Here is a 13531-nt window from a genome sequence, read left to right as displayed (position 1 = left end):
ATGCCTTCTTATTTAAGAAAACGGCAGACAAAAGAAAACGCCTGCCGAATTTCCGGAGGCAGCGGCCTCTGCCGGAACAGAGGCCTAAAGACTAACGATCCAGCAGACCATATGAACGCAGCAATGCGTCCGGAGAAGGATCTCTGCCACGGAAGGCTTTGAAGCTTTCTTTAGCAGGGCGTGAACCTCCGACGGCAAGAACTTCCGTCAGCCACTTCTGTCCGACTTCCGAATTGAAGATGCCTTTTTCTTCAAATAAGGAGAACGCGTCTGCAGAAAGTACTTCGGCCCACTTATAGCTGTAATAACCCGCAGCATAGCCGCCGGCGAAGATGTGAGAGAAAGAGTTGGCAAAACGGTTATATTTCGGTGGGAAAACAACCGCTACTTCTTTTCTTACGGCATCCAATAGTTCCTGAACGGTACAAGTCTTCGGATCATAGTCACAGTGAAGGAGCATATCGAAGAGGGCAAATTCAATTTGACGAACATTTGCCATACCCGCTTCGAAGTTCTTAGCTGCGACAATCTTGTCAAACAATTCCTTCGGCATTGGTTTGCCGGTATCCACATGGGATGTTAATGATTGAATGATGTCCCAATTCCAAACGAAGTTTTCCATAAACTGGCTTGGCATTTCCACGGCATCCCATTCAACATCGGCGATACCGGAAACAGACAAGTCCGTTTGCTTAGTGAGCATGTGGTGAAGCCCGTGGCCGAATTCATGGAAAAGTGTTTCAACGTCGTTAAGCGTGAGGAGGGCTGGTTTGTCCCCGACAGGAGCGGAGAAGTTGCATACTAAATAAGCAATCGGTGTTTGAATTTTGCCGTCGACCTCTCTGCGGGATCTCTGGTCGTTCATCCAAGCACCGCCGCGCTTACCTTCTCTTGCGTAGAGATCAGCGTAGAAGGAGGCGATTTCTTTTCCGGCTTTGTCTTTAATGACAAAATACTTGACTTCGGGGGCCCAAACAGGAGCCTTGGTTTCTTCCACTTGAATTCCGAAGAGTTTCTCAACTAGTCCGAACAGACCTTTAAAGACGGTGGGCTCAGTAAAGTATTGTTTTACTTCCTGATCGCTGTAAGAATATTTTTTCTCTCTTAAGCGTTCGCTGGCATAAGTCAGATCCCAAGCCTTAGGATCTTCGAGCTTCAGATCTTCTTTGGCAAATTTCAGAAGCTCTTCCATATCTTTCTTTGCGGCCGGTTTCGCCTTAGAGGCAAGTTCTCTCAAGAATTTGATAACTTCTTCCGGAGAATCTGCCATCTTCATCACTAGAGAGACTTCGGCGAAATTTTTATAACCTAGCAAACCGGCTTCTTGAGATCTCAATTCTAGGAGTCTCTCGATAATGGGGGCATTATCTTTACCCGCAGGGCTGAATTCAGAAGCACGGGTGCTGTAGGCGTGGTAAAGCTGTTCTCTTAGGTCTCTGTCAGCAGCGTACTGCATGATGGGAAGGTAGTTAGGCATATGTAAAGTAATCTTGTAACCTTCCTTACCTTCTTTTTGAGCCTGCTGTTTAAACAACTGCTTCTCAGATTCCGGAACTCCCTCTAATTGTTTGGTTCCTTCGGGGAGATACAAAGAAAAATCGTTGGTGCAGTCAAGAAGATTCTCAGAAAATTCCTGAGAGAGCTGGGAACTTTCTTCATTGATGGCACTGAGTTTTTTCTTATTTTCTTTGGAGAGTTCAGCGCCGGAAAGAACAAACCCTGTAATTTGTCTTTCTAGGATGCGTTGGCGCGTTTTGTTGAGTTGTTTACCTGCTTCAGAGCCTCTGAGCTCTTTGTACTTTGCGTAAAGCTCTTCATTTTGTCCTAACCAGCTGTAAAGCTCGGAAATAGAGGGCAAAAGTTCATTGACGATCTTGCGAAGCTCGGGAGTATCTTTAACGCTGTTTAAGTGGGAAATAATCGTCCAGCCGAAATTTAAATTTTCTTCAGCATCATCAAGTCTGTCGATGATGTTGTTCCAAGAAGGAGCGCTTTTAGATTCAGTAATGCCGTTTGTTGTTTCTTTGACCTTTGCAATTAATTCAAGGATTGCAGGCTTAAATGATTCCTCATCCAAATGATCGAAAGGAATAAGCTTGTCCTTGTTTTTAACGACATCTAAAAGAGCATATTTTTGGTTTGTCATTGGTTTTCCTTTTTCTGGAAACTGTTTTCAGCAGCGATTAGAGTGTTTTCAAGAAGCATCGTAATGGTCATGGGACCAACGCCTCCCGGTACCGGTGTGATAAATCCAGCCGTTTCTTTGACATTTTCAAAGTCAACATCGCCGCACAGTTTTCCTTCTGAATTTCTATTAATACCAACATCAATAACGACGGCACCGGGCTTCACCATTTCAGCTTTCAAGAAAAGAGGACGCCCGACAGCAGCGATAATGACGTCAGCTTGCAGAGTTAGTTCCTGAAGATTACGTGTTTTGCTGTGGGCAAGGATGACTGTCGCGTTCTTTTCGAGCAGAAGCTGAGCCATTGGTTTTCCGACGATATTGCTTCTGCCTAAGACGAGGGCGAGCTTGCCTTCCAAATCGATATTGGCGGATTCAAGCATTTTAATAACCCCGTGAGGCGTGCACGGTTTTAAACACGGAAGGCCGCAAGATAATGCGCCGACGTTATGAAGATGGAAGCCGTCAACGTCTTTCGCAACATCGATTGTTTCGATGATTTTTTGTTCGGAAATATGTTTAGGAAGAGGCAGCTGAACGAGGATTCCATCTACTTCTTTGTCCTGATTTAAGGTATTAATTAAATCTATAACTTCTTTTTCCGTGGAGTCGGCAGGAAGTCTGTGAAGAATGGACTTAATGCCGCAGTCCCCGCATGATTTAACTTTATTTCGTACGTAAACTTGGCTGGCCGGATCTTCACCTACCAAAATGACAGCCAGACAGGGCTGACGGTATTCTTTCGTTAATTTAGAGGCTTTGTCTTTAATACTTTTCCTGATCTGCTGAGATAAATCTTTTCCGTTAATTAGTTGTGCGGTCATCTGTTACTCCATAAGTTGTTCTGGAAGTCTAAACAAAAACGAGAAGGGGAGGCCTTCTCGTTTTGTAATCTGTTTTTAAGTCTTAGCTAATGGAGCTGTCTTTTAAGGGAGCCTTGTTGGCATTAAGAACCACTCTCATCAGATCTGCAACTGTGCCAGAGTTTGTTTTATCCATGATGGATGCTCTGTGAGCTTCTACGGTCTTGATTGAGATGCCTAAATCAGAGGCGATTTGTTTGTTCAAGCGACCGCTGACGATTCTCTCTAAAACATGCTGTTCACGCGGGGTGAGCTTACTTAACAAGGCATCGTTAAGAGAGCGGCGTTCTGCTCTGATACGTCTCTGTCTTGCTTCCTGGAGCATTCTTTCAACCTGTGAGCGCAAAGCGGCCTGATCGAAAGGTTTTTCAATAAAGTCGACGGCACCTTTCTTTAAGGTGGAGACGGCCATTGAGACATCACCGTGTCCGGAAATGAAGATAATTGGAATGTCGCATTTACGGGCAATCAAGTGTTCTTGAACCTCAAGACCGCTCATACCCGGCATTCTTACGTCCAATACGAGAACTGCGATAGCATTGGGATCGAATTTAGCAAGGAACATCTCTCCGCCGTCGAAAAGTTCAACGCGATAGCTAGATGCTTCTAAGAGCCACTTAAGAGAGTCTCTAACAGCTTCGTCATCCTCTACGATATAGACGACACCTAATGTCTCAGGATTGTCTTGAGTGTAGTTTTTCGAGGTCATCTGAATCATCTGTACGCCTTTCAGAAATTATTCTCAATAATGTTTATACGAAGATTTTTAAATTTAAGGTTCGCTGCTCACGCTAGAATGCTAACTAATTTGAGCTACCCTAATTATATACTTTTTATAAATACCCCGCGGGTATTACCCGTGGGATAATGATAAAAAAATTCAAAAAATTTTCACTAAAGTTCAGATCATAAGTAGTTTTCTCTAAGATTTTCTAATTATTTGCAACGATTTTGAGTTCGAAGGAAAATATTGTTCCGCCTCCTGGGTTATCTCTAACTTCAAGCCTTGTATTGTGGGCTTCAGCAATCGTCTGACACGTACTCAAACCAAGTCCGAGTCCGTTCTTTTTAGTTGAGAAGAATGGAGTGAACAAACTTGCCTTCATGGTGTCGTTTATTCCCGGTCCATGATCTTCAACAGCAATCGCTACGTGATCTTCTTCTTTTGTGACTCTGACGGTGATTTCTAAATTCGGACTCTTTGCCTCAGTGCATGCATCTGCTGCATTGCGGATGAGATTAAGAAGAATCTGCACCACCTGCACCGGATCGCACATAACTGTCGGAAGGGTTTTTGGAACTTCGTAATTCAGACGAACACCGTTGTATTTCTTTTCAATAAGTTTTCCCAGTTCCATCGTATCGTTAAGAACATTTCCGAGGAGGATCGGTTCAAGGCTAGTTGAACGTCTCTTAGCAAAGGAGCGGATGTTTTTAATAATTTTGTCGATGCGGGTAGCCTGAGCGGAAACTTTTTGGAAAACTTCAATAACCTGCTTTTTATTTACCTCAGAAGCGTTGTCCATCACTTCGATAGCGGTACTCGTATAAGCGACAATCGCCGTGAGCGGCTGGTTAATTTCATGAGTAATCGTAGAGGCCATTTCACCCAGTGTAATTAAGCGGGATGAAATCTCCATTTTGTTTGTTTGTTCCTCGAGGGTTTTTTCACTGATTTTCTTATCAGTGATGTCTTGCGCCGTTTGGAGCGTAACATGAGAACCTCCGGGAAGCGTGATTCTGCTTTCCGAGACGTTGAACCATTTTTCCATCGAAGAAACCCAAATATCTCCGGTGCGCTTGCCTTCGGCATTAAAAGGTTCATGGAAAGAGCGAGAAATGTCCTGATGCCCTTTTACTGTAGAGCCCATCGTTTCCACATATAAGTCATTGCGCATTCCGAGAATATTTCCCGAAGGCTTGTGAGTGACTACAGAGATACAGGAATTCACGGAATTCAGGAGTTTTTCATAAGACGCAATCGCGTCATTGATCAATGTTTGGGAATTAAAGTCGTTTGTATTATCGCGAATCAAGTAAATCCAGCCCGATTGCTCTCCATCTTGCGAATAGAAAGGCGATGCTAAAAGCATTCCTTTTATCTTCTGAGAGTTCTTTTTCCGAATAGTGATATCGAACCGATACGGAAGCTCAGAAGCATTTAAATCTTTAGCTGAAAGAATAGTAGATGGAAGAGGAGTCGAGTCCCCCCAGAAAGGATAGGGACTTTCTTTTCCGAGAAGTTCGTTTTCTGAGTAACCGCAAAGATTGCACATTGACTGGTTGAGATAGATGATGGTTGAGTTCATATCCGTGATCAGAACTCCCATCAGCATAGACCGCTCGATTGATCTTCGTAATTCAACTTCCTTTGTTGCCGCATCCAAAGCGTTTTGATTCTGCACCATCTTTTTATATAAAAAGAACAGCAACAAGAGGAGGAACAACATCAAGCTGCCAAGCCAAAAGAGTAAAGGGCTGGCAAAAATTAAAGGACTTTCTACAAGATTGCAGCCATAGAGCTGAATAGAAGAGGGAAGAGGGTCGGCGGAGCGAATATAGCTTGGAATCGTGAAGTCGTCAGGCGGATTGTAAAGAGCTTTTCCTGCGATCAATTCTGTTCCGTGCATCAAGCTAAATTCGTAATCTGACCGAAGAATATTGGGAACCGATTCCTCAAGAAGTCGAGAAAGAGAAATACGGGCGAGGAGCGCGTATTCTTTTTCATTCAATGTAAACGGATAGATAATTACCGTATTAGGAGATGTTGAATCATATGGGATCTCCCAATAGCTGCTGTAAACGACTCGTTTAGTGGCAAATGCATCCCGAATACTGTCTCTTACTACTGGCGGATAATCAAGGTAGTTATATTGTCTGAAACTTTCATTTCGAATACGCGGGCCTACGAGAGCAGTGATTCCTTTTCCATTGGGCTCAATGAGTCTTAAGAGAATAACCTCAGGGTTTTGGAGTAAAAATTCTCGGCCGTATTTATCGAAGACTTCTTTGCTGGGGCCTTCTTGCTCTAATTTCTCAATAACCCTGGCCATGGTTGAGCTGGTTGAAGTTAATCTCAGCTCAATGTTGTTTGCCACCTGGGTTGTGCTTTTCATAATGTTCGTTCTTAGGATGGTCTCGTTATTTGTCCGAACATTGATATATAAAGCGGCAAAGATAACAATAAGAAGGACTGCTATCGCCCAAATAAATGGGGTGATACCGGTAGATAACTTAGATTGTTTTTTTAGAGCGGTGACAGATTCACCGAACCGGTCCATTATCTGACTGCTGTAAGTAGAGTGGGCTTCGCTCATGAGAAACTTTTTTTTCGCTAAGGTCTGAAAGTATATAACCAAAATATCTTCTGATTTGAAAGACCAACGGCTAAAACAAATATTTGTTTTAAAGAAAGGTCGTACAAGAGGATAAAATCACATGTAGTTTTTACCTAACTTAAGGACAAATAACAATGGATGAGCAGGCAAGAAAGAAAGAGCTGGCTGCAAAGGCTGCAGTCGACTATGTTATTGAAAATGAATATTTAGGGGTTGGTACCGGCACGACAGTAAGCTTTTTTATTGCCGCTCTTCAGCAATCCGGGAAAAAAGTTAAAGCCTGTGTTTCCAGTTCGGATGCAACTACAAGACAGCTTTTAGCTTTTGGCTTTCCGGTAGTAGAACTCAATGAAATTGAGGGAAGAATCCCTGTTTATGTTGATGGCTGCGACGAAATTGATGCCAATTTCAACATGATTAAAGGGGGCGGAGCTGCTCTTACGGGCGAAAAGATCGTTGCCCAGGCCAGCGATAAATTTGTTTGTATTGCCGACGATACAAAACTCGTCAAACAGCTCGGCGCATTTCCTCTGCCCTTAGAAGTTCTTCCCAAGGCTGTGGAACAAATTAAAAAATCTATGGAAGGTATTCGAGGAGTACCTAAAGTCAGAGAATGCATCACTGATTACGGAAACAACATTATTGATGTGTCCGGTTTACAGATCCAAGATCCTTTAAAGCTTGAAGAAGCCATTAACCAATTACCGGGCCTAGTTACCTGTGGAATTTTTGCCAAGAGAGGAGCCGATGTTTTAATCGTAGGTTCTTCTGACGGCGTAAAAATTACAACAAAGAAGAATAAATTCTCTTTTAAGAAGTAAGAAGCAGAACTATCTCTCTCAACTTTTTTAGTTTGAGAGAAAAACAAAAAGATTTTTTACGAAAGCCCCCAGAATTCCGCAGGCCTTACTCTGCAGATGGACAGGGGCTTAATCGTCTACATGACGTTTCAGTTTCTGAATGTTTTTCTCAAAGACTTGTATCGAGGCATCATCGCCCACAGAAATCACTTTCCCGTGAGTTCTCAGAGAAAAGATAATCAGTTTGACCTGGTCTCAGTAGCTGATAATGAAAACAATTTGACACCTTAACGAGAAACGACACTTACTACTGGACAAATTGCTCGAAGATAATGGCTTCAGGAAGCGCTATATTCTCTCGTAGGCTTACTCATAAAGATATGTAGTGCAAGGATACAAAATCCTATGATGAATGGATGAAGTTTGCTCGCAAGCTTCTGTTTGTATCAACAATAAATATAGCTTGGCTCCGCCAAAAGTTTGCGGCTATGCTTAAAGGAAGAAAGGCAAGCATGATCTGTGCCGGTAAATACGACTACAGCTCGGGCCAGCTAGAAGAGGCGAACAGCAAGATCAAAGTGCTCAAACAGACTGCTTACGGTTACCGGACGTCTAGTACTTCTCGCTGAAGTTAAAAGGCGTTCTATCAGACAAGCTTGACTCGCCTTGGAATACGATGAAACGGGGCTATGCTGTACTCAAGCCAGGCTTACGGAATACCCTACCATTCCCACGAAAGACTTGAAGATCCTAAGTGAGTGAAAGCGTAATGATCTTTAAGGCTTTGTTGCGCTTAATGAGATGTAAAAAGACGATGAAGAAACTTTAAATGACTTGATTGTGGCGGAGAGGGGGGGATTCGAACCCCCGAAACCTTTAAAGGGTTTACACGCTTTCCAGGCGTGCGCCTTAAACCACTCGGCCACCTCTCCGTAAAGAAGTCAGCATTGTATACAAATTTTTTTCGTTTGTCATCTCTGCTGAATAAATTTATTTCGCCTCAATTGTGACAAATTCTCTACATTCAAAAAAAGTTAATAAAAACAAAAGTCTCCAGAATTTATCATTCTAGAGGTTTTAAAAATTGGACATTCCGTAGGCCTGAATCTATTTGAGTTATATACCGACTTTTCCACATCATGACGTGGAATTTAGCCTACGTTTCTACATTTCACTATAGAAAAGTAGGTAATTGAGGTAAATAGATTTCTGAATACGTAAGTCGTTTACCAGTACGGCCTGTAAAGCTCCGTTCTTCAGGCGCGTGATGTAAAGGTTGAATCTAAGTTTTTCAGTCAGGCATATTCTGTTGTCAAATGTACTCTTTGATAATAAATGGGAGCTCCTTCACAACATGCGGCGAAATGGGAAGCACGGAACGGCTCTACATAATTGACAACGGATGGAGGAGCACTTCTTTTTTCGAATATTTACGGAGCCATTTGCAAAACAAAATAAATAGCCTCTGCCTCTCCGTTAATTTCAAGTACGCACAGCCTTTTGATTTTGTTGAGGAAACCAAAGTTTCTCTGAGCTAAGCCAACACAGGCTCCGACATGTTCTTTCTGTGAATATCGAATTGAAGCTTTTCTATCAACCTTGTCTCGACGTTTGGTCCGGACAAGGTGAGCTAATAAAAAGAGATTGGAAAACTTTTGTTTGGCAGGTTAAAAGACATAAGTCAGACTAAAGTCAAGCCTTCCTCTTGAAATATGCTCAACTTCTTTATCACGAAGATGTCTTTTCAGCGGGAAAGAAAGAGTTAAAGAAGAGGACAGGTTGTTTCTCCAATACCAGTCCAAACCTACACCGGTGCCTGCGAGCCAACGCTGCTTATTAATCGAATAGCCGGAAAGGCGTCCAAAATCAAAGAATGCCTTGGCATTAAGATTCCAAGGTTGGAATCGATAATACATTTCTGAGTTGATTGTCCATCCATTCTCTGCGCCAATGATATCGATAGGATAGCCTCGTACTCCCGATGTTTGACCCAGATAGAAGTAGTCGGAGGAGAGAGCATCTCCGCCACCTAAAACGCTCTGAACGGAACCCTTAACAATGCCAAAAATGCGTTTGCCTTCATCCCAGCGCCCGTACCCTGAACTTCTAAATAAAACCGGATTTGTCGTTTGGTTGTACACCTCATTGGTTGAATGGTGTCGGCTCAATTCTGCATGGCCATATAATGTCCAGGGTGTGCCTACCTTTAAGGCATCCGCACCCAGCGTCATAGAGTCGATTTTGGTTTGCGCAACACGCAAAGAACCAAAAACATCCGTGTGCGATTTTTGTTTAGATATTTGAATGTAAGGCGTTATTTTTACCTGAGAAGAAAACACAAAAGCTTTTTCTAACTGCAAGCTGTAGTTTGAAGAGCGTCCTTTCACATTTAAGTCACGAGAAGGGCCTTTCTTTACTTTGACATTGCCGCCGGAGGCAGAAAATATCAGTCTGGTTCCGGTTGCAGATAAAGGCAAACTGTAACTTGTATATCCCAGCAAGCTTCCCTGGCTTTTTATGACCATTGCGGTGAAAGAGTCCTGCATTCCCGTCATGCTCGGAAGCTCCAAAGTTCCGCTTACTCTCAATTTGCCGGTGGAATAAGAACCATAGGTATCGGAAAACAGGGAGGCATACCAATAGGGCTGGTCATCTGCGATGATATTGTACGAAGTTGTTCCGTAACGGCTTCCCGGTTCAATATCAATATGCAGCTGCAGACTGTTTGTCATATTGAACTTGATGAGGTCGTCAACCATTTTTGCGTAATTTGCGACTCGATTTTCCGGTAAGTCAAAAGCCTGCAGGATATAAGAGTCTCTAGTGTACGGAGCACCTTTTACCTTGACTTTATCGGTTTTGCCTTCTATTAGGGTAACTGTTAAAACTCCAGCGGTTAGCTTCTGAGGCTGTAAAGTGGCCTTGCAAACTGCATAACCTTTGCTGTGGTAGAGCGTGTCAATGGCCTTAAGCAAGTCAATAAGATCGGAGGAAGTTACTTTCTTACCAATCCAGGGAGACACAGTTTTTTCAAACTCTTCTTCTGTGAGGACTTCACTTCCTGTGTGTTTTACACCGTTGAGCATAAACACAAAGCTGTCTTTAGCGGGAAGTTTCTTCTGGAGTTTCTTTTCCGATTGTTCTTTGGTAAGTTTCTCGGCTCTTTGGAGAGACTGCATCTGTCTTTCCTGACGGACAGAATCAATTACCTGATCCAGCTCTCTTGCCGGCAGACTTGCGGCGGGGAAGGCTGGAACGTTCTGTGCTGCGCAAGTAAAAGGAACACCGGCCAGAACAGCTAAACCCAATAAGGAAGTATTTAAGGTTTTTCTGAACGAAATATGCACAGCAGTAGCGAGAGAGATTCGGCAGGTGTCTGATTTCCGGGATATCGGTCGAATGAAATCAGACGAGAAACGATTTGTTCTTAACATTTTTATTTTTACTCTTATTTGAGATTGCTTTTTCAGGCAATGGGGCTTTTTTTGTCAGAGGCAACTTAAAATTTAACAGTGTAATTAGTTTTTCTGATTTTCTCTTTTTGAGTTACCAATTTCCTCATCGGCATTTAGTACTAATTATTCAAGCATCCTTTCTGATAAATATTTCTAAAGCTTAACCTTCCCGTTGTCAACTTTGTGACGTATCGGGATAAGGATGATTGTGAAGAGCAGTTCTGGATCTCCTAACCGACTTTTAGTCACCAAAAAAACTTTGAAGCGTTACGTTGTTTTCCTCCAACATTTCACATTCTTGACGGCCAAAAATATGACGAAGAAGTTAACTCATATAGACGTTTTTTTGATTGAAATTTCCGTAAATAGGAACGTTGTTTTTTAATTGTAGTAACGGTATCTACTGAGAAAATGACACTAGTTATGTTAGGCGTTTTCTTTATATTTATTCGAATTGACGATGTAGTCAAAAGCATGTAACAACTCGTAATATTTCATTAAGTATTAATACTTATATTACTTCGATATAAAAATGTTTTATGTAACTATAAAATGAAATAAAGTCATTAAAAATCATAAAGTTGAAAAGATATTCTTCCTGATAAAAGGTTTGAGGCATTAGTTGTTTTATAGGTGGGATATTTTGTAAGAATTAATGAACCGTTTAAAATTAACTAAATATAAATAGACTGCCGGTAGTTCGTTCAAACGAATTTAGAACTAGAAAAAAATGAATAACCGACAAAAGAAATAAAGTCCAGGGGAAATATGAATAAGATCTATAAGGTTCTGTGGAACTCTTCTCGTAACAGCCACGTTGTAGTGGATGAAGCGCATCATGCTCACGAAGGTTGTTTTAGTTCTGCTAGCGGTTGTTCTCCCTCAACACATCATCATTCTTTAAAACTTGTCTTAGAGACGCTATTGGCAGCATCGGCCTTTTCTATAGCCGGAGGTTTGGAAGCAGCGGGTAGTGAAATTACGCCGGTTCAAAACTGGGGTACGACGATTACAACGAACGGAAATGTACACGAGATCACTACCAATAAGATTGTTAATGATGTGGTCGGCGTAAATCGCTTCGAAAAATTTAAAGTTTCGGGCGGAGAGATCGCCAATATGATTTTCCCGAAAGACACTGCTCATCTGGTTAACTTTGTAGATGATAAGACTTTAGGGATCGTAATCGATGGAACCGTTAACGGAGTAAAGGGAGGAAAGATTGATGGTGATCTTTATTTCGTTTCTCCGAAAGGTTTTGTAGTAGGTGCCACGGGCGTGGTTAACGCAAAAGGCTTGACGGCAATCGTTCCGACTGAAACAGAATACAACTTGATGGAAAGCGAGCTAACCGGGAGGCTGAGTACATCGGGCCTTGAACTCCTTAGGAAAGGCCAGAAGGAAAAGGGCACAGACCTTCCTCTTAATCCTCACGGGGTGGTGACAGTTCAGGGCAAAATTAATGCTGGCAATAACCTAACCTTGGCGGCTGCAAATATTACCATCCCAAAAGATGCAGTCGTTCAGGCTGGTGTTACCGACTTCTCTGACTATGTAAATATTAAAGACGGTTCAAATATAAAAGTTAATAGCGGTTTAGATCCGCAAAATCTAAAACTCACTGAAGTGGACGGTGAAGTCGTTCTTCTGGCATCTGCCGAGACGAATTTAAGCGATTGGAACCCAGTGGATATTGGAGCCTCGGAACACAGCAAACGTGAGGCCCATATAACTATAGGCGGTGAAGTATCTTCTAAGGGTAAAACAGGCAACGTCAAAGTAGCGGCTAAGGCTAAAAATAGCGACAATCTTCTTGGAAATATTTCAGCAAAGGTCAAATTGGAGACAGGGGGTAAAATTACAGCTTCGGGAAATGTCTCTGTGACGGCTGAGGCAACAACGAATTTAAAATCCAACGGGCATCTCTCTGGAGTTACGGAATATGTGCTCGATTTTCTTGGGGGCCAGATCAATCTTCCTTTGCCAAAGGTAGCTTATTCGAATTTAAAAACAAGTGCTCTGATTGATATCGATCAAGGCGCTAAAATTTCGGCTAAACAAGATGTGTCCCTGACTTCTAAAGCTACAGTCAAGGATAAGATTGGCATTTCTGCGGCTGACAAAGGAATTTATCAATCTCCGATAAGTGAGGTGGTAGATCAGTTTCCTCAGACGGCATCAGTAATAGGATTTTCGACACAATCAAGTGCTGTTAACGTAAAAGGTTCCATTTCAGCGGAAAAAGACTTATCAATTCTGTCTGAAGGTAAATTCAATTTAGATTTGAGTGCAAAAGGCAATTCAAATAAAAAATCGGTTGCGGCCACCTCTTTTATCTACTCTGACACTTCCGCAAATTCTTCTGTGACAGTTGCGGATACCGCTATTTTGGATCTTGGCTCCTCCGACTCAATACTTGATATACAGTCAAGGCAGACGAATGATGTATCCACAGACTCGACAGTCACTTATAAGTCTGAAAAATCTGCAACATATGGGGGAATAGCATTTAACTATTCTGTGTTTAATTCAGCATCGAATGTAGAACTGAATTCCTCGCCGAGAGTTAAAGGACAGGAAGCACCTCTTAAATATATCAACCTTTCTTCAGATAACACTACTTCTTCCTGGCTTGTTAATTCCGCAGTTGATTCCAAATGGACCTGGGCCTCAACTGCTTTGGTTGGTGCAGCTGATTCTGCCTTTAAACTTGAGGTGATGAACAAGATTTTGGGTTTAACAAACCAAGATCTTGTCAAGGCAACTGCCCAAGAAAACTTCCGTGGGGTTGTAGCAACCACTTTCGCTTTGGGTTCTCAGACTCTAACGTAAAGGTAGGAAACGGCGTAAAACTGTATTCAAGATCCGGAATTGATTTATCGTCAAATGC

8 protein-coding genes and 1 tRNA gene are annotated in these 13531 nt (G+C 42.3%); 3 read left to right on the top strand and 6 right to left on the bottom strand.

Annotation, left to right across the window (positions count from 1 at the left end; genetic code table 11):
• Nucleotides 1–91 precede the first annotated feature (91 nt).
• The 4 genes from RDK53_RS02170 to RDK53_RS02155 form a co-directional block, all read right to left on the bottom strand.
• Nucleotides 92–2146 carry a M3 family metallopeptidase gene (locus RDK53_RS02170; RefSeq protein WP_308513081.1) on the bottom strand — a complete coding sequence of 685 codons (2055 nt, stop codon included), beginning with the start codon at nt 2144–2146 and terminating at the stop codon, nt 92–94.
• Nucleotides 2143–3009: a bifunctional methylenetetrahydrofolate dehydrogenase/methenyltetrahydrofolate cyclohydrolase FolD gene (folD, locus tag RDK53_RS02165; RefSeq protein ID WP_308513080.1), complete on the bottom strand. Its 867-nt coding sequence runs from the start codon at nt 3007–3009 to the stop codon at nt 2143–2145. The genes RDK53_RS02170 and folD overlap by 4 nt, the downstream gene beginning before the upstream one ends.
• A gap of 82 nt (nt 3010–3091) precedes the next feature.
• Entirely contained in the window at nt 3092–3757 is a 666-nt protein-coding gene (locus RDK53_RS02160) for a response regulator (protein ID WP_308513131.1), read from the bottom strand.
• Between the two features lie 223 nt (nt 3758–3980).
• Nucleotides 3981–6365: an ATP-binding protein gene (locus RDK53_RS02155; protein WP_308513079.1), complete on the bottom strand. Its 2385-nt coding sequence runs from the start codon at nt 6363–6365 to the stop codon at nt 3981–3983.
• A gap of 149 nt (nt 6366–6514) precedes the next feature.
• On the opposite strand from RDK53_RS02155, the gene rpiA reads away from it, so the two are divergent.
• The gene (gene rpiA / locus RDK53_RS02150) at nt 6515–7207 is read left to right on the top strand and encodes a ribose-5-phosphate isomerase RpiA (protein ID WP_374041552.1); all 693 of its coding nucleotides are present in this window, start codon (nt 6515–6517) and stop codon (nt 7205–7207) included.
• Between the two features lie 395 nt (nt 7208–7602).
• The gene (locus RDK53_RS02145; RefSeq protein WP_308513077.1) at nt 7603–7815 is read left to right on the top strand and encodes a transposase; all 213 of its coding nucleotides are present in this window, start codon (nt 7603–7605) and stop codon (nt 7813–7815) included.
• A 212-nt stretch (nt 7816–8027) separates the two neighbouring features.
• Here the strand turns inward: RDK53_RS02145 and RDK53_RS02140 are convergent.
• Together RDK53_RS02140 and RDK53_RS02135 are read right to left on the bottom strand one after the other, a co-directional pair.
• Nucleotides 8028–8118, bottom strand: a tRNA-Ser gene (locus RDK53_RS02140).
• Between the two features lie 735 nt (nt 8119–8853).
• On the bottom strand, nt 8854–10620 hold the full coding sequence (locus RDK53_RS02135) for a POTRA domain-containing protein (protein WP_308513076.1): 1767 nt from the start codon (nt 10618–10620) through the stop codon (nt 8854–8856).
• A gap of 789 nt (nt 10621–11409) precedes the next feature.
• On the opposite strand from RDK53_RS02135, the gene RDK53_RS02130 reads away from it, so the two are divergent.
• A complete protein-coding gene (locus tag RDK53_RS02130; RefSeq protein WP_308513075.1) occupies nt 11410–13473 on the top strand; it encodes a leukotoxin LktA family filamentous adhesin in 2064 nt (687 codons plus the stop codon).
• Nucleotides 13474–13531 lie beyond the last annotated feature (58 nt).

Source organism: uncultured Turicimonas sp. (genome assembly GCF_902477955.1).
GTDB lineage: Bacteria > Pseudomonadota > Gammaproteobacteria > Burkholderiales > Burkholderiaceae_F > Turicimonas.
The sequence above is the reverse complement of the archived record's forward strand: the minus strand, read 5'-3'. Positions and strand labels throughout refer to the sequence as shown.

What these genes read in the sequence shown, in the direction of transcription:
- RDK53_RS02170 (WP_308513081.1), bottom strand. Translation starts at nt 2,146, where the DNA reads ATGACAAACCAAAAATATGCTCTTTTAGATGTCGTTAAAAACAAGGAC.
- folD (WP_308513080.1), bottom strand. Translation starts at nt 3,009, where the DNA reads ATGACCGCACAACTAATTAACGGAAAAGATTTATCTCAGCAGATCAGG.
- RDK53_RS02160 (WP_308513131.1), bottom strand. Translation starts at nt 3,757, where the DNA reads ATGACCTCGAAAAACTACACTCAAGACAATCCTGAGACATTAGGTGTC.
- RDK53_RS02155 (WP_308513079.1), bottom strand. Translation starts at nt 6,365, where the DNA reads ATGAGCGAAGCCCACTCTACTTACAGCAGTCAGATAATGGACCGGTTC.
- RDK53_RS02145 (WP_308513077.1), top strand. Translation starts at nt 7,603, where the DNA reads ATGAAGTTTGCTCGCAAGCTTCTGTTTGTATCAACAATAAATATAGCT.
- RDK53_RS02135 (WP_308513076.1), bottom strand. Translation starts at nt 10,620, where the DNA reads ATGTTAAGAACAAATCGTTTCTCGTCTGATTTCATTCGACCGATATCC.
- RDK53_RS02130 (WP_308513075.1), top strand. Translation starts at nt 11,410, where the DNA reads ATGAATAAGATCTATAAGGTTCTGTGGAACTCTTCTCGTAACAGCCAC.